The sequence below is a fragment of the Pseudoxanthomonas sp. 134C1 genome, from assembly GCF_057773065.1.
This window is the reverse complement of sequence record NZ_JBYMTH010000007.1, coordinates 94,241-113,470: the sequence shown is the minus strand read 5'-3', so window position 1 is coordinate 113,470 and position 19,230 is coordinate 94,241. Positions and strand designations below refer to the sequence as shown.

The 19,230-nt window shown below is 62.9% G+C and carries 11 protein-coding genes; 7 read left to right on the top strand and 4 right to left on the bottom strand.

All coding sequences use genetic code 11. The features are described 5' to 3' along the window. The first annotated feature begins 20 nt into the window (after window positions 1-20). From AC3DEZ_RS14085 to AC3DEZ_RS14070, 4 genes are all read left to right on the top strand, one after another. Window positions 21-3,083: a TonB-dependent receptor plug domain-containing protein gene (locus AC3DEZ_RS14085; protein ID WP_488388773.1), complete on the top strand. Its 3,063-nt coding sequence runs from the start codon at window positions 21-23 to the stop codon at window positions 3,081-3,083. 184 nt (window positions 3,084-3,267) lie between these two features. Further along, window positions 3,268-5,304 carry a zinc-dependent metalloprotease gene (locus tag AC3DEZ_RS14080; RefSeq protein ID WP_488388772.1) on the top strand — a complete coding sequence of 679 codons (2,037 nt, stop codon included), beginning with the start codon at window positions 3,268-3,270 and terminating at the stop codon, window positions 5,302-5,304. A 97-nt stretch (window positions 5,305-5,401) separates the two neighbouring features. Further along, window positions 5,402-8,548 (top strand): amidohydrolase family protein, encoded by a 3,147-nt coding sequence (locus tag AC3DEZ_RS14075; protein ID WP_488388771.1) that lies wholly within the window; start codon window positions 5,402-5,404, stop codon window positions 8,546-8,548. A 176-nt stretch (window positions 8,549-8,724) separates the two neighbouring features. Continuing rightward, window positions 8,725-11,481 (top strand): M16 family metallopeptidase, encoded by a 2,757-nt coding sequence (locus AC3DEZ_RS14070; protein WP_488388770.1) that lies wholly within the window; start codon window positions 8,725-8,727, stop codon window positions 11,479-11,481. Between the two features lie 165 nt (window positions 11,482-11,646). Here AC3DEZ_RS14070 and AC3DEZ_RS14065 read toward each other — a convergent pair whose 3' ends face one another. Further along, a complete protein-coding gene (locus AC3DEZ_RS14065; protein ID WP_488388769.1) occupies window positions 11,647-11,955 on the bottom strand; it encodes a hypothetical protein in 309 nt (102 codons plus the stop codon). 626 nt (window positions 11,956-12,581) lie between these two features. Here AC3DEZ_RS14065 and AC3DEZ_RS14060 point away from each other — a divergent pair. The 3 genes from AC3DEZ_RS14060 to AC3DEZ_RS14050 all read left to right on the top strand — a co-directional run bounded on the left by AC3DEZ_RS14060 (window position 12,582) and on the right by AC3DEZ_RS14050 (window position 15,031). Continuing rightward, window positions 12,582-12,953, top strand: coding sequence for a YciI family protein (locus AC3DEZ_RS14060; RefSeq protein ID WP_488388768.1), 372 nt, complete (start codon window positions 12,582-12,584; stop codon window positions 12,951-12,953). A 290-nt stretch (window positions 12,954-13,243) separates the two neighbouring features. Further along, on the top strand, window positions 13,244-13,591 hold the full coding sequence (locus AC3DEZ_RS14055; RefSeq protein ID WP_488388767.1) for a DUF6794 domain-containing protein: 348 nt from the start codon (window positions 13,244-13,246) through the stop codon (window positions 13,589-13,591). A gap of 537 nt (window positions 13,592-14,128) precedes the next feature. Next, window positions 14,129-15,031 (top strand): amidohydrolase family protein, encoded by a 903-nt coding sequence (locus tag AC3DEZ_RS14050; RefSeq protein ID WP_488388766.1) that lies wholly within the window; start codon window positions 14,129-14,131, stop codon window positions 15,029-15,031. A 169-nt stretch (window positions 15,032-15,200) separates the two neighbouring features. Here the strand turns inward: AC3DEZ_RS14050 and AC3DEZ_RS14045 are convergent, their stop codons facing one another. From AC3DEZ_RS14045 to AC3DEZ_RS14035, 3 genes are all read right to left on the bottom strand, one after another. Further along, complete coding sequence (locus AC3DEZ_RS14045; RefSeq protein ID WP_488388765.1) at window positions 15,201-16,571, bottom strand: sensor histidine kinase; 1,371 nt, start codon at window positions 16,569-16,571, stop codon at window positions 15,201-15,203. A 290-nt stretch (window positions 16,572-16,861) separates the two neighbouring features. Then, on the bottom strand, window positions 16,862-17,563 hold the full coding sequence (locus AC3DEZ_RS14040) for a LytR/AlgR family response regulator transcription factor (protein WP_488388764.1): 702 nt from the start codon (window positions 17,561-17,563) through the stop codon (window positions 16,862-16,864). Beyond that, window positions 17,551-19,179 (bottom strand): histidine kinase, encoded by a 1,629-nt coding sequence (locus AC3DEZ_RS14035; RefSeq protein ID WP_488388763.1) that lies wholly within the window; start codon window positions 19,177-19,179, stop codon window positions 17,551-17,553. Before AC3DEZ_RS14035 ends, AC3DEZ_RS14040 begins: the two co-directional genes overlap by 13 nt. Window positions 19,180-19,230 lie beyond the last annotated feature (51 nt).

Genomic DNA, 19,230 nt, shown 5'->3' with positions numbered 1-19,230 from the left:
CTACCGGGGAGAACGGTTGCATGCATCATCGCAAGACGCGGACCACCATGACGGCAATCGCTTCGTGCAAGGCCTTGGCCTTGACGGTTGCCATCGCAGTCTGCCTGCCCGCATATGCGGCAGGCGCGGCGCCGGACGCCGTGCAGGAAGCGGTCGTCAAGTTCGACATTCCCGCCGGGGACTTGTCGATGGCGCTGGAGAAGTTCAGTACGCAGAGCGGCTTCCAGGCGATGTATCGGCAGGATTTGGTGGCCGGAAAGCGCGCGCAGGCGGTCAGCGGGACGCTTTCGCCTGCCGCAGCGCTTGCCCGGCTTCTGATGGGGACGGGATTGGCCTCCGAGCGTGTCAATGCCAGGACGTATGTACTCAAACCTGCGGATCCGGCACCGACAAAGCCCTCTCCGAGCCGGAAGCCGGCATCGGAAAGCCCGGCGGATGCAGGCGCACGGAAGGAAGAGGTCAAGGAACTTGACGACGTGGTGGTCGTGGGTTCCCGTCTCGGTGGCTCGCCAGTGGAATCGGCCATGCCGATCAAGGTCATCTCGCGCCAGGACATCGACCGGTCCGGGGCAGGCAACATCGCCCAGGCCCTGATGTATCTCTCCGAGGTTTCGTTGAACAACTCGGGTGATCGCGAAATCGGCGGGACAGGGATATCCAGTACTTCCGGTGCCAACGCAAACTCCACGACGGTGCAGATGCGCGGGTTGCCGCGCGGCACCACGCTGGTGCTCATCAATGGTCGTCGTGCAGGCGATTCAGCGATGTTCAGTTCCACCGGGCAATTCGACTTGAGTACGATTCCTCTGGCGCTGGTGGAGCGCATCGAAGTGCTTCCTGCGGGCGCATCCGCCGTGTACGGCGGCGACGGCCTGGCCGGCGTGATCAACGTAGTACTGCGGCGCGACGCTCAGGGATGGGAAATACGCATGCGCAAGACCACGGCCGATGGTTACGACCGCGACATGCTCAGCGCGATGTGGGGCAAGGCCTGGGACCGGGGCAACCTGACGGTCGCGTTCAACTGGAATCGCAACAGCGGCTTGTTCAGTTCCGAGCGTAGCATCACCGCGAACCAGGATTTCCGTCGCTTCGGCGGAAAAGACGAACGTTCATCATATGGAAATCCTGCCACAGTCTACTCGTTGGCGGGGTGTCCTCCCACCGGCGGCTGCTGGAATGTCCCGCTGGAAAATCGTGCGCCCTTGCCGGGCCTGGATTCGCCCGTGGCCACCGTTCCCCTGGGAAACGATGGCCGTCACCTGACGCCATCCGACTTTCTGTCCACCCAGGGCCAGATCAACAAGACGTCATCCAAGCGACATCTGATCTCCGCTGAGCAGAACCGTGGCATAAGCGCGAGTATGCAAATGGAGGTAACGCCCAGGATCGAAGTGATCTCGGAGCTTGCCTATACCAAGCGAAGCGTGCCTGCTCGTGAACTTCAGTTCTTCATTTTGGACGGACCCACGTCCCTGCTCTCTCGCGTCGCAGCAGACAACCCTTACAACCCGTTCGGTGTACCGGTTGGGGTCGATTTTCTATACAGCGATACCGGTCTATACGCCAGCTTCGCCCAGGAAAACATGCGCGGAATGCTGGGGCTTCGGGGAAAGTTCGGGCGTTTCGACTGGGAGCTGACCGGCATGCAGTCGCGCGACAAGGCCGCGATGCGAGGAGCCTTGCAGTGGGACCGGGACAAAGTCGCGGCTGCGCTGGCAGCCACGGATCCGGCCATGGCGATCAATCCGTTTGTCGCCGATGGGAGTGCACCGGCATCGAGGGAACTCCTCGCCTCGCTGGTGGGTGAGGACTTGAACCATGCCACCACCAGCCGCAGCGATGTCTGGACCGGGTTCGTCCGAGGTCCCCTGTTCAAGCTGCCAGCAGGCGAAGTTCGGGCTTTGCTGGGGCTGGAGCGACAGCGGCAGGAAATCCGTCTCCATACCAATACGCCAACGCTAGTCACCAGATACATCAATGGCGTGACCACAAGCAGTGCAGCCTTCGCGGAACTGCGAGTGCCGATCCTCTCTGCCCGCCCAGGTTCGTCACGGGAACGTATCGCATTGACCGGCGCCATGCGTCGCGAATCGAGCGAACGCTTCAAAGACGATACACAGACGAGGACTTTCGGACTGGAAGCCTGGGCGACCGAGAAACTGCTGTTTCGAGCCACCTACAGCACCGCATTCCGGCCGCTGCTGTCCTATAGCGCGGTCCAGGATGTTGAGCCGACGGAGACCAGCTTCTACGACCCCAAGTTCGGTGGTCAACTCTTTTATCCGGTGCCCGCGCTTCGCGGAGGTGGTGTTCCCCCTGACCTGGGGCCGGAGAACAGCAAGACCATCACGGCGGGGCTGCTGTATCGCCCCTCCGCCGATTGGAACTTGTCGCTGACCCACTGGAGCATGAAGTTTCGCGACCGCATCACGGGCGTCAGTCCTCAAATGCTGCTCGACAACGAAGCCTATTTCCAGAGCCGGGTGACGCGCGATCCCGCGACGGGGATGGTCACTCTCCTCGATCTGCGCCAGATCAACATGAGCCGCTACGACAGTGCTGGCGTGGACATTGCCGCCGACGCCTACCTGCCCACCGGTATCGGCGAATTCAATGCAAGCCTGTCCGCGAGCTATACCTATGAGCATGAAACCCAACTAACCGACAAATCACCTTCGGAAAGCAACGTCGCCATACGACGCAACGATGGTTGGGCGCCACGCTGGAAAATCGTTCCCCGCCTGGGATGGACACCCCGCGACGGAATCCACACCATGGTGGCGGGGCGATATATCAGCCAATATCGCGACTCACAGGCATTCTCGACCGGCCCGAAGGCGGGTGAATATCCCATGCTGGGCAACTTCTGGCTGTTCGACTTCAATGCGGACATCGAACTGGGCAAGTGGCTGAAGACGATGGCCTGGCTTGGCGAGACGAACCTGACCTTCGGCATCACCAATGTGCTGGACAAGCAACCCAGGTTCTGCGCCGGGTGTGGCTACCAACGAGGTTACGACGCCAGCACCTACGACATCGTCGGTCGCACGTACTACGCCGAGTTGCGCCTGAGGTTCTGAGCGACCTAAGGCATTGCCGACTGTTCGAGAAAACAGGGCGATCAACACTCGCCTGTAGTGCAGTGACTTTCCATCCGAAGTGACGATGGCGGCTCGTGGCTGCGTGCCTCGTCCGCCGTCGCAACCCAACCGCAACACCCGGGCCGGAAATGTCCCGTCGCCCCAGCACAGGAAATCAGTTCCGATGAAGTACATGGCGATCACCGCGCTCTTTCTGCTGATGGGGCAGGCGGTGCCTGCTCCGGTCGATGCGAAAAATGCGTCGGTCGGCGCCCCGGCGGAACGCGCGGGGACGCGCGTTGAAACCCCCTCAAAGGAGATATGGGATGTCGAGCACCGTGGCCGCGATATCTACTTCTACCTGAGGCAGCAGGACCTTGGGCGCGACTTCGCCGTATTCAGGACGGGGGGCCGAGCAAAAGGGGAATGGCAACTGCTTCGATGGGTAATGAAGCATGAAAAGATCGTTCTGCTCACCGTTTCCGGGAGACAGGAAGAACTTCTGCCCGACTGGACGCAAGCCGCGACGAGCGCCGCGGAGTTCCCGGTGGTACCGGCAACCGAGGGTCGTTACCGAATCCGGGTGACGTCGTTGTTTGGTCGGGCCTTCCCGGCCGGGTGGGGCCGATCAGATGGACTCGCAGGCAGCGGCGCCGTCAGGCTCGGAGCGCCAAGGAGTTTTCCGAGGAATGTGGTGGTCCCCCTGATGGTCAAGGCTGGCAAGGAGGAAACCAGCGCGGCGCAGATTCGCTGGAATTTCGTCAAGCTCCCCGAACGGAGGATGGCTACCCGGCGCCTGGCGGGCCCGACGCCGTTCCAGCCGCGGGGGCACTGGCAATCCAACTATCCCTGGAAGCAGGCCCCCGACGAAGTGGCATTGCGATGGCGGCTTGAGGGCCCCGCACATGCGGACGCATCGGTCGAGCCCACAAGCCCGATTGTCATCCATGTCGACCCGGCGACGCCGGCAAGGTGGCGGCGTTGGGTCGCGGCGGGCATCGAGTCCTGGCAGCCTGCGTTCGAGGCCATCGGCTACCGGCGAGCGGTACGCGCCGTGACAACCACCGACGCCGACGCCATGGACTATGACGACGTGCGCAATTCGGTGCTGTGCTGGAAATCAAGGAAGCGCGGCTGCGAAGGGAACGTCTTCGACCCTCGGACGGGGGAGATCCTGCAGTACCACATGAGCGGGCAGGATCATGCGCTGGAAGGTTACCTGGCGCGATATGTCGTCGCGCTCGCGGCGGTCGATCCCCGTGCCTTGGACACGCCGTTGTCGGAGACGCTTCTCGGTGCCCTTGTCCAGAAAGTGGCGGCCCATGAAACGGGTCATCTGCTCGGCCTCAAGGATGGCACCTACGGCACGTTCACCTATACACCGGCGCAGGTCAGAGACCGGGCCTGGGTGATGGCCAATGGCTTCAGTCCCAGCATCATGAACTATGCCAGGTTCAACTTCCTCGCACAGCCGGAGGATGGCATGCCGGCGGACCTGCTCATACAGAAGCCTGGGCCCGCCGACCTGTTCTGGATCAGGTGGGGCTACGGACACGATGCGCAGGACGTCATCGAGCAGGCCTGGAACGGCAGCCCGCTGTACCGGTATGGAAAAGAAGACGGCACGCTGGACCCTTATAGCGGCGTCGAGACGCCGGGGGTATCCGATCCGATCGCCGGGGCGCGGCTGGGCATGCGGAACCTCGAAAGATCGATGGCGATGCTCGGAGGACATGTGTTCCGGGAGGAGGATCCCGAGATCGCGGGCCTGCTCGATGCGCGCAGCCTCTACGAAGCCGCCCTCACGCAGTGGTACGTGATGCATCGGCAGGTACTGTCCCTGGTAGGGGGGCGGCTGGTGGATGCCAGCGAAAACAGTTCGAGGATGGAAGACCGGACGATAGCGGCATCGCGCGGGCCCGGTCCGCGGCCGGTCGATGCGGACAGGCAAAAGGAAGCGGTGCAGTTCCTGTGCGATTCCTTCTTCTCGAACACGCCGGGATTTCTCCTGGAGGGTCCCATTGTCCACGCGGCCGGGCTGGACAGGCAGGCCGTGGAGTCGCTGATCGCAAAGAAGAGGGAAGCCATGTTTCTGCAAGAGCTTGCGAGCGGTGCGCGGATCAACCGGATGATTCGCCTCAGTGGTGAGACGAAGAGCCTGAAAGATCCCTATGGCGTCGTGAACCTGATACGGGACATGAAGGGCTGCATGGTGCGCTAGCGTCAAAATTCAACGCCACAAGTCTACGGAGATTTCCTTGCATCGACCTATCCTTGCCCTGCTCCTGTTGATGCTGGCGGGTTGCCGGAGCGTCGCCATGGAACCCTCGCGCGCGAGTCAATCGCAGACTTGCGCGGAGCGGTGCCGGATCAACTTCACCACGACCGAAGCGACGCATTCCCATGTGGACGTATCGCCGGATGGAAGGTTCCTGCTGTTCGATGTGTTGGGCGACATCTATCGGGTGTCCGTTGAGGGAGGCGACGCGGAGCCGTTGCTGACAGGCCCGGATTTTCAATGGATGCCGCGATACTCGCCGGATGGCAAGCGGATCGCCTTCATGAGCGATCATGGCGGCGGCCCCAATCTTTGGGTGGCCGCTGTGGACGGCTCCGGTGCGCGACAGATCACTCAAGGATGGAAAGCACAGATCACCGCACCCATCTGGACACCGGCGGGTGGGCTGCTGTTCCAGACCGTACGCGATGACGTGGTTCGCACCCATCTCATGGATAGTCACGGCAACAAGACCGAACTCGGGATGCGCCTGCTGCCGGCGCAGGCACAGTTTTCCGCCGATGGCCTGCGAGGTTACGGGGTAGGAACCCATGACGGATCTGGCAAGTACAGATCGCAGCTACCGTTGGGCGAGATTTCGAAATTCGATCTGGCCAGCAGCACGGCAGAGCCTCTGGGAATCCGCGGCACGCAGCCCAGGCTATCCCCGGATGGGACCCGCTTGGCCTATGTGCAGGAAGGCCGGCGCGGGCAATGGGACCTGCTGGTGCGCGATCTCGCCACCGGCGCCACGCGCGTCATTATGGAAGGCATGCCGTGGTCACGCATGTTTACGTATTCCGAAGATCCGGTGCCTTCGTTCTCCTTCATGCCCGATGGGGAATCCATCGTTGCCTGGCATGATTTGAAACTCAAGCGTGTATGGATAGGCTCCGGCAGGGTCGAGATCATTCCAGCGAGGATCCGGGTCGACATGCAGACAGATCCGCCGGTTCATGTGGCAGGCGGGCTTCGAATCCCGGATTCCGTCGTGTCGAAGGTGGTCAGGTGGCCCACGCTGGATCCGCGCAATGGACAGCTTTTTTCCAGTGTTCTCGGAAAGTTGTACGCCACGGACGTGGCGACGGGACTGTCCCGTCGGCTGACATCCGGCGCGGCTTTCGAGTTTGCCCCTGCCCTGTCCCCGGATGGCACGCGGGTCGCTTATGTCGCGGCAGGTGCCGCCGGGATGGGCGACCTGCGGGTGCGCGACTTGCGCACCGGTGCGGAGAAACCCATCACGCTGGTTCCAGGAAAGTACCTGAACCCCGCTTGGTCGCCCGATGGCGCATCCGTGGCCTACCTGCAACTACGCGACGATCCAAAGCCGGGAGGACAATTCGACCTGCGGATTTCATCCATGTCCGGCACGACGCGCGACAGGGGTCTTGCGAGCTTTTCGAGCACCTCATATCCCGGTGAAAGAATCAGTCCGGTCCTGTCATTCTCCAGGGATGGCCTGCACATCTACGTGTCTGGCAGCGGCGCGCTGGAGGGAAGTCCGGTGGAACCGAAGAACGTTCGGATTCCGACGGAATGGGTGCATCAGGTCGAGGTCGACGGAGATGGCGCCCGGACGTGCTTCGAGATTCCGGATTCCGACGAGGCTGTGGTATCTCCGGATGGTGCGCGGATCGCGATGACCCGGAACTGGCGGCTATACACCATCGATCTTCCGGGTTGCGCCGGCGCCCAGCCGGCGCGGTTGGACATGGCGAGAGCGGTTGAGATCGATGGCGCGAGGCTTCCGGTGCATGTGGCCTGGGTGGGGAATGACCGGCTGCTGTGGGCCGAAGGCAATGCGATCCAGCAGGCCCGGATCGGCGGCGGCGCGAAGCGGCGGCTCGCCGCGGTCCGGGTCGAACGCCCGCGCGATATCCCCAAAGGCACGCTGGCCATCGTCAATGCCGATATCGTGACCATGCGCGGCGATGAGGTGGTGCGCAATGGCGCGATGGTGATCGTGGATGGTCGGATCGTGAAAGTCGGTTCCATGCGCGATGTCGCCATCCCGGCCAAGGCAACGGTGATTCCGGCGAACGGAATGACGGTGATTCCCGGCCTGATGGACGTGCATGCCCATCAGATCCACCCGATGGAGTTGTGGCAGAAACAGTTCCAGGCCTATGTCGCATCGCTGGCCTACGGCGTGACGACGATATTCGATCCCGCAACCCGCACGTTGCTGGATCCGATAGGACAGGCGGAGATGATCGAGGTGGGCGACATCATGGGCCCCAGGATTCTGACGTCCGGTCCGGTCTTGATTGGGGATGAAGCGGCACCAGGGCGGTCGGGCGTTGTGTCATTGGCCTCCGAGGAGGACGCGGAGGATGCCATCACGCGCCGTGGCGGGATGCTGGACGGCCCTCTGAAAGAGTATGCCTATCCCCTGCGTGGCCAGCGGCAATGGTTGATCGCCGCAGCACGGAAACGGGGAGTGCCCGTCGTCTCGGAGGGGCGTGACCGGGTCATGAACCTGACACGCATGGTGGATGGCTATACGGCAGTGGAGCATGCGTTCTGGACCTATCCATTGGGTGATGACGTGGTGTCGCTGATGGCCCAGAGCGGTGTTGGCTACACACCCATCGTGGTCATCGAAAAAATGGGGATGCCCGACTACTTCACCCGGCGGCACGATCTGCTTGCCGACCGCAAGTTCCGGAGATTCACCCCCACCGAGGTCGCCGAGCGTGGCATGCGGGAGAGGCCGGACGATTGGGACCATGTCGAGCGGGAACGCCAGTTCCAGCGCGATGCGCGTCTGAATGCCAGGATTCTCGCCGGCGGTGGGCTGCTCAGTACAGGGACGCATGGTGTGTCCTGGCAAGGAACGCATTGGGAAATGGAAGCGCTGGTGCTGGGAGGCGCCCGACCGCACGACGCCTTGCGTGCGGCAACGCTTAACCCGGCCAGGAAACTGGACCTGGATCGTGAGCTGGGTTCCATCGAGCCTGGAAAGATCGCCGATCTGGTGATCGTGCGTGGCGATCCCTTGCGGGACATCCGCAACACGCAGGCCATCCAGTACGTCATCAAGGGAGGGAATGTTTTTGACGCGGAGTCCATGACCAAGGTGTGGCCAACGTTCGAGGCGTTGACGCCATGGCCCTGGCAGCCCGACGGAGACAGGCGCAAGTTCTCCGCTCCTGTTCCAGCTCCGCTGAATTCGGCGACGCAGTAGCAGGTGCTGCGCTGTCGGATGCGGATCATGCGCCGCCTGTCACCGGCGGATGCTTGTTCTGTTGTCGACGTTGGCTGGTATTCCGGGCGGGAACAGGAGCAAGTCGAGGGTAGGGGGAAAGCATGCCCGCGCATCAACGTCCTTGTCGTCACATCGGTACAACCCAGGGACTCTTCATGCGCAACCGGATTCGAGACTTCGGCGCTTTCGTGTTGGCGTTTTTGCTCTTTCAGCCAATGCCTGACGCCTTCGCTTCGGAGGCTCATGCCGGCAGTGGAGTTGACGCTTCCCGACTCGACATCGCGGCCCAGACCTTCAGGCTCGGCAATGGTCTCACCGTCGTGGTCCACGAGGATCATGCCGCACCGCTGGTGCATGTCAACCTCTGGTATCACGTCGGTTCGAAGAATGAGCCGGTGGGAAGATCAGGATTCGCGCATCTGTTCGAACATTTGATGTTCAACGGATCGGAGCACTTCAACGACGATTTCTTCAAAGCCACGCAACGCATTGGCGCCTCCAGCCAGAACGGCACGACCAGCGTCGACCGCACCAACTACTTCCAGACGGTGCCAAGGGCGGCACTGGACACGATCCTGTGGCTGGAGAGCGACCGCATGGGACACCTGCTGGGCGCGATTGACCAGGCCAAGCTCGATGAACAACGCGCGGTGGTCAAGAACGAGAAGCGGCAGGGCGACAACAAGCCCTATGCCATTGCCTCCAGCTTGATCATGCGGGCGATGATGCCGGTTAGGCATCCCTATGCGCACAGTGTCATTGGTTCGATGGAAGATCTGGATGCGGCTCGTCTGGAAGACGTGCGTGACTGGTTCCGTGCGTACTACGGACCTTCCAATGCAGTGCTGGTGCTTTCGGGCGACATAACCGCGGTGGAAGCCCGGGAGAAGGTGCAGAAGTATTTTGGTGATATCGCGCCGGGAACGCCCGTGTCGCAGCCGACCCGTTGGGTGGTGAAGAAGACTGGCACCGTGCGAGAGGTGGCGCACGCCCGTGTCGCCCAGTCCCGGATATATCGGGTCTGGAACATCGCCGACTATGCGTCTCCTGACATGGAATCGCTCCAATTGCTTGGCCAGGTGCTGACCGATGGCAGGAATTCCCGGCTTTACAAGCGCCTGGTGATAGACGAGCAACTGGCGACCGGCGTCGATGCCAGCATCTCGAACCGCGTGCTGGGCGGACAGTTCATGGTGGTGGCCGATGTAAAGCCAGGCGGTGATGTCGCCCGGGTGGAAGCCGTCATCGCCGAGGAGCTGGCTCGCCTGCTGGTGGAAGGGCCGACTGCGGCCGAACTGGCCCGGGTGCGCACCGCGACCATCGCATCCTTCATCCGCTCGATGGAAAGCCTGTCGTCCAAGGCCAGCCTGTTGGCCGAGAACCAGACCTACCTCGGCGATGCCAGCGCCTGGAAGGCCGGCCTGGCCCGCTATGAGTCCGCCACGCCGCTTCAGGTACGCGATGCCGGCCGCGCCTGGCTGACGGACGGCGACTACGTGTTGCACATTCTGCCATTTGGTGATATGGTGGCCAGCCCGGAAGGCGCCGATCGCAGCAAGATGCCGATGCCGGAGGCGGTGGCGCGGGCCACCTTTCCGGCGGTGGAGCGCGCAACGCTGGAAAATGGCATCAAGCTGGTCGTGGCGCGTCGCAGCGGTGTTCCGCTAGTCGAAATGACCATGGTATTGGACACGGGAGTGCCGGCGAATTTCGCCTCCGTCAAGCCGGGAACGGGCTCGCTTGCGATGGGATTGCTGGATGAGGGCACTCAACGCCTCAATGGTGAGCAACTTGTGGATGCGCTGGCCAACCTCGGTGCCACCCTGCAATCCGGAGGCGGCGGAGAGACCAGCCATATCTCGTTGTCCGCACTGAAGCCCAGGCTACGCGAGACGATGGAGCTGTATGCGGACGTGATCCTGAATCCCGCTTTCGCTCAGCCGGACATCAACCGCCTCAAGGGGCAGGTACGCGCTGATATCGCTTCCAGCAAAAAGGACCCGGGGAGGGTAGCGAGCCGGGTCTCCTCGACGCTGCTGTTCGGCGCGGATCATCCCTATGGGCGGTTGACGGGCGAAGCCGACGTCGATGCCCTGACCCGTGCCGATGTGAAGGCTTTCCATGCCCGCTGGTTCCATCCGAACAACGCCACGCTCGTCGTAACGGGAGATACCGATCTTGCCGGCATCCGCCCCTTGGTCGAAGCGGCTTTCGCCAAGTGGAAACCGGGAACACCAGAGACCGTCCTAGAGCCGGTCTCGACCGGCCCCGCCCGCCCGATGGTCTATCTGATCGACAAGCCGGGTACGCCGCAGACGACCATTCGAGCATCGCTGGTCGCACCACCACGCAAGGATGGTGACGCCATCGCCCGCGCGGCACTGAACAGGGTGCTCGGCGGAATGTTCACCTCTCGCCTGAACATGAAGCTGCGCGAAGAGAAGGGCTGGGCCTATGGTGCCGGCAGCAGCATCGGCGGCGGCCGCGGTTCGCAGGTGTTCACGGCCCGGGCATCGGTACAAGCGGACAAGACCGCCGATTCGATGACCGAGATCGCAAAGGTGCTGGCCGGAATCGCGGGTGCGCAGCCCATCGACGCCAATGAGCTTGACGCCGCCCGCGACGACATGAGTCTTGGTCTGGCCGGCGCATGGGCCACCAGCGGCGGGATCGCCAACTATCTGGTGGATCAGCGGGTCGGCGGGTTGCCGGAGGACTACTACGCCACCTATGCGGTCAAGGTCGCAGACATCACGCTTGATGCCGTTCAAGCGGAGGCGACGGCCCTGCTGGCCGATCGTCCGCTGACCTGGGTAGTCGTGGGCGACCGGTCGAAGATCGAGGCCGGTATCCGGGCACTCGATCTCGCTGAAGTGCGGCTTATCGATGCGGATGGCGAACCCGTTCAGTAGTCAGCGTAGCGCGGACCGGAGAGCAAGCCATCGGATGCTTTCAATCTCGGGCAAAACCAGGCCAGCCAGGCAAGTACCAGTGACTTGAAATAATCGGATTCCCTGCTTTCTCCCAGGGAGGAATGAGAAGGTCCGGCCATCGCCGGACCTTCTGCCAATGAGGGGTTAGTCGACCTCCTCGTCCTCATCCTCATCGACGACAGCTTCCTCCAGATCGTCTTCAATGTAGGTGGCATCGGTCACCGTCGGCGTATAGGCGCTCATCACGCCGTTCCGGCTCGTGACCTCGAACCGGACTTCGATGTCGACGCCATCGGCCTGGATATGGGCCACGTACAGGCGCTCGAGCTGGTAATCCCCATCGCCAAGATGGCGGCGCCCGCTTTCCGCGAGTTCAAAGTCGGATGCCTCCACGTCATAGAACTTTCCGTTGCCGGCGCGCACGCGCACGCCGCCACTGAGTGAATTGCTCATGGCACTTTCCTGATTCGTTGAAGTTGTATGGAAATGCTCGCCGGGCCATGACAGGGTCAAAGCCGGATAGCGGATTCATGTGTCGGTCTGGACCGGTACAGCGTGTGTAGCCAAGTAGATCCATCTCGCTGGCGAGCCGCGGACTCGGAGATGGAAGAGGAGCATGTTCGCCGTGGCGCAGGCCTGGAACATCTCATGGAGTGGCTGGCGCCTGGAGCCGGCCTTTACCTTTCGCTTATGAGCAACGCTCATTGAATCCAGGATTCCGAAGCGAAGCAGGCCATCTGCCTGCGCATCAATACGTCATGGTTGAGCAAGATTCTGGAAGTGCCGGGACGCTATCACGGCGCCCGATGCACCTGCAAGGGATGTGGCCCCGGGACAAGATGCAGGGGCGAAAACCATGTCCGCACACAAAGGGTAGTACCCGCCGGAGCACGGGGCGCCGTGAACCGAATTGCGGCCGGAAAAAGTGCGCAAAGTGCAGCTGAAAAACATAGGGGCGGAGTATCTTTTCATGACGGGTAGCCCAGGCAGGAAACAGTGCGCTGCCCTTTTTTCGTTGACGCGGTCGATTTCCAGTCCTCCGCTTCGTCGTCAAACACACCCCTCTCAAAGGAACGCCCATGAAGTACCTCGGCCTGGCCTATTTCACCCCGGAAAAGTTCGCCGCCATGAGTCCAGACGACGTCGAAGCACTGGAGAGCCAGTGTCCCGCCCTGGACGAGAAGATGCAGGCTACCGGCAAGATGCTCGTGTCGGCGTCACTGGGCGACATCGGCAACTGGCGGACGCTTCGTCCGCGCAATGGAAAGACGCATGTCACCGATGGGCCGTACGCCGAGTCGAAGGAGGTGGTGGGTGGCTTGTTCATCATCGAGGCGGACAGCCTGGACGAGGCGTTGCGTATCGCTTCCATGCATCCGGCGGCCCAGTTGGGAGAAGAGGGTGGATGGGCCGTCGAGCTCATCCCCATGGACTTCTACCTGGCCCCATGAGGGCTTGAGCAAATGCCTCGAAGGCTCAGAGGCCCAACGTTCTCAATCCACGTCTCCGTGTTTTCACGAGGCACGGGTCATGCCCGCTTGCGACGCAAATGGACACCGGTCTTCCTGCCCGATTTGCGGACGCTCGGCGAAGCCTCTCGGCTCGGCCGTACGCCGGCTTGTTAGCCGGACCCAGCCGCCCTGGGATCGAGCCGTACCAAGGGGATAGCGCACCATCCGGTGCGCTGTGGATCAATCGCTCGGCCGGACCCCGAAATCCTGCTATCAGGACGTTGGCCCTCATGAAGAGATTGCTACCGCTCTTGCTGGTTCTTTCCGCTGTTACCCAAGCCCTTGCGCAAGAGGAGCCTGAGCTGGGGCCTGACCATTGGCCGATCTCCGTCCAGGCTGCCGTCGCTGACATCGTGGAATCGCTGTCCGACGAAGACAAGGCCACTTTACGCAAGACCAGGAAGAGCGACCTGATCCAGTTCCATCATGGTTGGGGTACAGGCATTCGTAACCATTACGGGCTCTGGCGAGGCAACGACAAACTCATTGAGTCGGCTTGTGGCAAGGGTTGCCATCCGGATGACGCCTCGATGGTGATCATCGAGGCCGTGTGGTTGGCCCTGCAGCATGAAGGATAACCATCCACCCAAGGCGAACCCGCTTCGCGGGTCGGCTTGATTTATCGCGGAAGCGAACCGGGAACGAGCTTGGAGCTGGACGATAGCTCTCGACGAGCTTATGGAATTGTGTTCTTCATCCTTTCAATCATCATCTTCTACGCAGCCGCCAGCGGGCTTTACGAATACCATCTGACGGGGCATATCAGCTTCGGGCGAAGCAACCGGGAGATCGATGGTCCGTTGGCCGCGTTGGTGCACCTATGCGCCTTGGTCGCTGCGCCAATTGCGTGTCGAAACGCGCCAAGAATGATGTTTCCATCCAAGCAGAAGTCTGGATGAACTGGCAGGGAAGTCGTGCCGCAGGACCAGGGTTGGGCTGCAGGCCGTCAGGTCATCCATTCATGCATTGGCCGTTGCTGCCTCGGAGCCGCGTTTCGTTCTGAAAGTCTCCTGGCGGATCAAGCGATGACTCGGCACACGACGATGCAAGGCTACCGCGCATGCCCGTTCGAGAGCCCTCTGGCAGGGGACGCCAACCGCAGGGGAGGGGTTCTGGTGAGCAGGTGCCTGAAGCTTGCGCCCTTGCTGCTCTCCTGCCTTCTCGCGGGTTGCGCGACGACATCGCCAACGGGTGTCATCGACACGCATCTGCACGGCGAGCGGAATCCGGCGGCACAACTTGAGGCACTGCGCGCCGGCGGAATTACGACCATTGCGGTAAGCACGTCCTGGGAGGACCAACAGCGTTACGTCGAAGGGAACCAGATGAGCGTATTGCATGGACTCATGTTTCCCTGCCCCCGAGGCAAGGTGCCATACAGCCTGCAAGACTGCCATGCCGATGGTCGCGAGTGGCCGGGCGTGGAATGGGCCGAGGCGCAGATAAAATCAGGACGCATCGATTTCCTGGGCGAAGTTCTCACCCAGTACTACGGAATATCGCCATCGGATCCCCGTATGGATCCCTATTATTCCCTGGCTGTCCGCTATGACCTGCCCGTAGGCATCCACACGGGTTCGGCCGGCCCGGATCACGGTAGCCCGAACTTCCGTGAAGACCTGGGTAATCCCGCGTTGATGCGGGGACTTCTGGTGCGCCATCCCGGAATACGCCTCTGGATCATGCACGCGGGCGCACCGTTTTTCGACGAGACGCTCGCGCTCATGCGCGAGTACCCGGGCGTCCATGCCGATATTTCCGTCATCAACAATCCACGCATCGTGCCTCCCGAGGCCTTCGCAACCATGATGCGCGCGCTGATGGATGCCGGCCTCGGTGACCGGATCATGTTTGGAAGCGACAACGCGGACATCACCACGACGCGCGCCTCGCTCGACGCGCTCTCATTCCTGGATGCCGCGCAGAGGCAGGCCATTCTTCACGGCAATGCGGAGCGCTTCTTCCGCATTGAACGTAGTGATCGGAAAGTCGTTGCTCGCAATGCGAGGACGGAATAATGCGTGACCTGACGGTTCGCCCAGGCCGAGGCCGTTCGCTGCGGCAGAACCTGTGGGCGCCCTGCGGGCGTACGCTTCTGCCGGAAGCAGGCGTGGAACAAGTGGGCCCATCCGGTTCAAGTTCGCCATGGCGCTTCGCCCCTGCATCCCGACAAGTCGGGCGCAGCCGTCACGCCGTGGGTGATGCCAAGGGAAGCGTGAGTTGGACGAGGGTTCCGCCGGCGGGCGGGCATTCAATCCTGATTTCGCCGCCCGCATCCACCACGATGTCGCGCGCGACGGACAGCCCCAGTCCGGTGCCTTCGCCTTTCGGCTTGGTGGTGAAGAAAGGCGTGAACACATTGGCCCTTATCGACTCCGGAATTCCCGGGCCGTTGTCGCTGAGGGCCAGCGTGAGCAGGCGGGTCTTGTCGTCCCGCGAAGCGGCGAGGCGGAACGTGCCGCCCTCCGGGAGCGCGTCCCTGGCATTGCCGGCGATGTTGAGAATGGTCAGTTCGAAGTTGCCCTTGTCCATGTGGAGGGGGAGAGGGATCTCCGGTCGCTCCAGTGAGAAGCGCACCTCCGGGCCGAGCAGCTGACGGAGCATCGTCCGCAGTTCGTCCAGCGCGGCGCCGGCATCGAATGTCTCCGGATGGGAGATGTCCAGGCGGCTGAAATCCAGCAGCTTCCTGCTGACGGCCAGTGCACGATGGGCGGCCAGCTCCACGCGTTCCAGGGCCCCTACGAGCGCCGGCTCGCCACCTTCAGCGGCCAGCCGGTTCCGTCTCTGGGCGTATCCCAGGATGACCGTGAGGACGTTGCCGAAGTCGTGTGCGAGGCCGCTGGCCAGCTGTCCGGTCAGATCCATTTTTCGCGAATGGAACAGCTGCTCGCGCGTGCGATCACGCTCGGCGATCTCTTCCTCCAGGCGCGCATAGGCCTGTTCCAGCGCCCGGTTGCGCTGCTCGGATTCCTCCAGGCTGTTGCGCAGGGCGGCCACGGTGCGATCCAGTACCAGCGCAATGATCAGCCAGATTCCGGCGATGGAGATGGTCTTGCCAATCGTGGAGGCCAGCGGTGCCGCATCGGCACGGAACATCATGTCCAGGCCCATGCAGGCCAGCAGCATCAGGGTCAGCGCGCCCAGCATGGTCCACAGTGTTCGCCGGCCCATCACCAGGCCAGCCAGCGACAGCAGCACCAGGGGGATCGGATCAAGGCCGACGCGCACCAGTCCGACGCTGGCATAGGCGATGCCGACGCAGACGGCTGCAACGGAGAGGAACAGGGCGACGCCGTGGCGGAAACGGCCCCTGCGGATGAGCCACAGGGCGAACCACGCCGAACCAACGAGCAGGAGGTCGGTGACCAGGTCCGCGGACAACTTCAAGGTATCCGGCCTGGGAACCTGTCCCGAACTGACCGCGTAAAGGAAGAGGGCCTTGTTGATCGGGACGAAGATGCCGAAGAAAAGCAGCAGCATCTGGAGGAAAGGCGCGTTGCGCCGATCCACCGGGTTGGACAAGGGAGCGCTCCTCAACCAGCGAAGAAAACGATTCATCGCGCGTCCTTCGCTGCGTTGACAGGGGTATCGGCAAGCGCTGTCTCCAGCGTGCGTCCAGGAACGGGAAAAGCACGCGTGGGTTCCCGCATTTTCCACCGCAGTTTGAAAGGATGGGCGATTATAGGCGGCGCAAGGCGGAAGTGAACATCCGCGACCCCCGTGGCTGTTTCAACGGTCGTGGCCGCGCCGGCCGGGCGACTGGCCGGGCGACTGGCCGGGAAAAGGGCGACTGGCGAACCTTGGCCGTGACGGCGCATTCGACTATGGAGCTGTCGAATGCGTCGATGTCATTCAAGGGAAAGTTCGCGGCGCAGCGCCGCCACGTTGGCGCGGCCTGCCGGCAGCTCCGTGCCGTCGTTCAACACCAGCCAATAACGGCTGCCGGAGCCGGCATGCAGCGAGCGGACATGGCGCAGGTTGACCAGATAGGAGCGGTGGCAGCGCACGAAATCGGGCGGCAGTATTCCAGTCAGTCCAGCCAGGGATTTGTCGTGCAGTTCACTGCGGCCGTCGAGCATCCGCAGCTCGCTGTAGTCGCCGTCCGCACGAATCCATATCACGTCCTTCAGTTCGACGAGAGCCGTGCCTTGGGCACGCCAGATGCCGAGATAGCGGGCGTGGCCGGAGCGATAGCGGCCCACGTCGAGCAGGCGTTCCAGCGCCTGGCCGAGGCGCTCGCGTGAAAACGGTTTGGGGACAAAGTCCAGCACGCCATGTTCGAAGGCCTGCAACGCACGCTCACGATGGGCCGAGACCACGACGCAGTGATAGCGTCCGGAGACGGCACGGCGAAGCAGTTCAAAGCCGTCCTCGCCCGCGAGATTCAGATCCAGCAGCAGGCCGTCGTAGATGCTGCGCTGAAGCCGATCACCGGCCGATTCAAGATCGGCGACGGCATCGAAGCGCGCGCGTGCGCCGACCAGTTCCGCGCACAGGCGCAGCAGTCGCTGGCGCACCAGCGGTTCGTCCTCGACAATCAGGATGCGCATGTCAGTTCGATCCGGCTGCGCCAATCCACACCATCGACACCCTGGACAAAGCGCCAGCCATCGGGATAGACGGCTGCGAGGCTGGCCTCGATGTAACGTGTGCCGGTCCCTCGCCCTTGATGCGAGGACGTCCCGCGGGCGCTGCGCAGCTCCAGGGTCCAGCGATCCCCCTCGTGACGCACGCGCAGGAAAAACGGGTGGTGCGCGCAGGCGACGGCGCCGGCATGGGTCAGCGCGTTCTCGATCTGGGCGTGAAGAACGCCCGGCGGCACGGATAGTCCCGTGTCGTCGGCGTCGATCTGGAGCGTCATGGGGCGATCCAGCGCCAGGCCAACGATGTCCAGGTGGTTGCGACACAAGGCCAGTTCGTCCTCCAGTGGAACGCTTTGACGGGTGCTGCTGTCGCGCAGGCGATCGAACTGCTCGGCCAGTGATTCGACCAGGCGGCTGGCGCGCGGCGGCGCCTGCTCGATCAACTCCTGCAGACAGGTGAGTGTGTTCATGAGCCAGTGCGGCTGGATGCCTCGCTGCAACAGCTGCAATGAAAGCTGGGCGCGCTCTTCGCGCAGTTTCGCGTTGTGCCTGTCCAGCGCACGCAGCTGCGCCGCGTGACGCAGAAGAAGGAAACCCATCAGTACCGCCAGCAACAGGAAGTACGGACCGTCGAGGAAGACGCCGCGTGCAACCACCACCGCCAGCGCGCCGGCAAGCACCAGCGCCAGGATCGGCCAGCGCTCCTCCGGCTCGCCGCGAGCGCGCAGCAGCAACCATGCCGAGACGAGCAGGCTCAGCAGCAGTACGGCCGCCGAGCGGGTATCGAAGCCGGGCAGGAACAGCGCCATCGCCACGATCACGATGGGATAGGTGATGCGCGCGCCGGCGGGCACGGCGACGCCGAAGCGGCGCGCGAGGTAGGCCGGAAGCAGGGCCGCGGCCGTGGCATGCAGGGCCAGCAGCGCAAGCAGGCGAGGGCCATGCCATGGATAGGGATAGCCCAGCAGCGAGCGCCAGGCCTCGATGAGTGGCAATGCCAGGCCAACCGCGCCCAGTGCCAGCAAGAGGCGGGCACCGGGCACGTGCGACCGCCCCCACCGCACGGCGAGAAAAAACAGACATGCCGCCCCGAGCGCGCCGGTGGCAAGCGCGGCGATCAGCCAGGGCCGGATGCCATGGCCGTAGAGCATTTCGGCCGGTGCGGTCAGGGCGAGCGCGTCCGCACTATGCAGGTGGATTTGCTGGTGATGGCTGGAGGCGAGCACGATCAACTCATCCGTTCCGGCGCCAGAAGATGGCGGCAGCGCACGGACGATATCGATACGGCCGGCGCGCTCCTCCGCGGCGGTGCGTCCGACGACGCCGTTGCCCGCCAAGGGCTGCCCATTCCAGTAGAGCCGACTGGCGCCGCGCAGCGACAGGCGCAGTGCACGGTCGGCATCGTTCCCCGCCGTGGGTGCCGTTGACCGCCAGCGCAACCAATAAGGACCGTGCCAGTCCGCAAGGGTGCGCTGATCGAGCGGGCGCCAGTCCGTTTCCTCCGGCGGTCCCTTCGGCAAGTCACCGGAAGCGGTCGTCCTCGCCGGCGCCATTTCCCCGGTCATCAACCGGACCGCCGCCATGTCCGGTGTTGAAACAGCCAGCCACGCGGCAGTGGCCGCGAGCAGTACAAC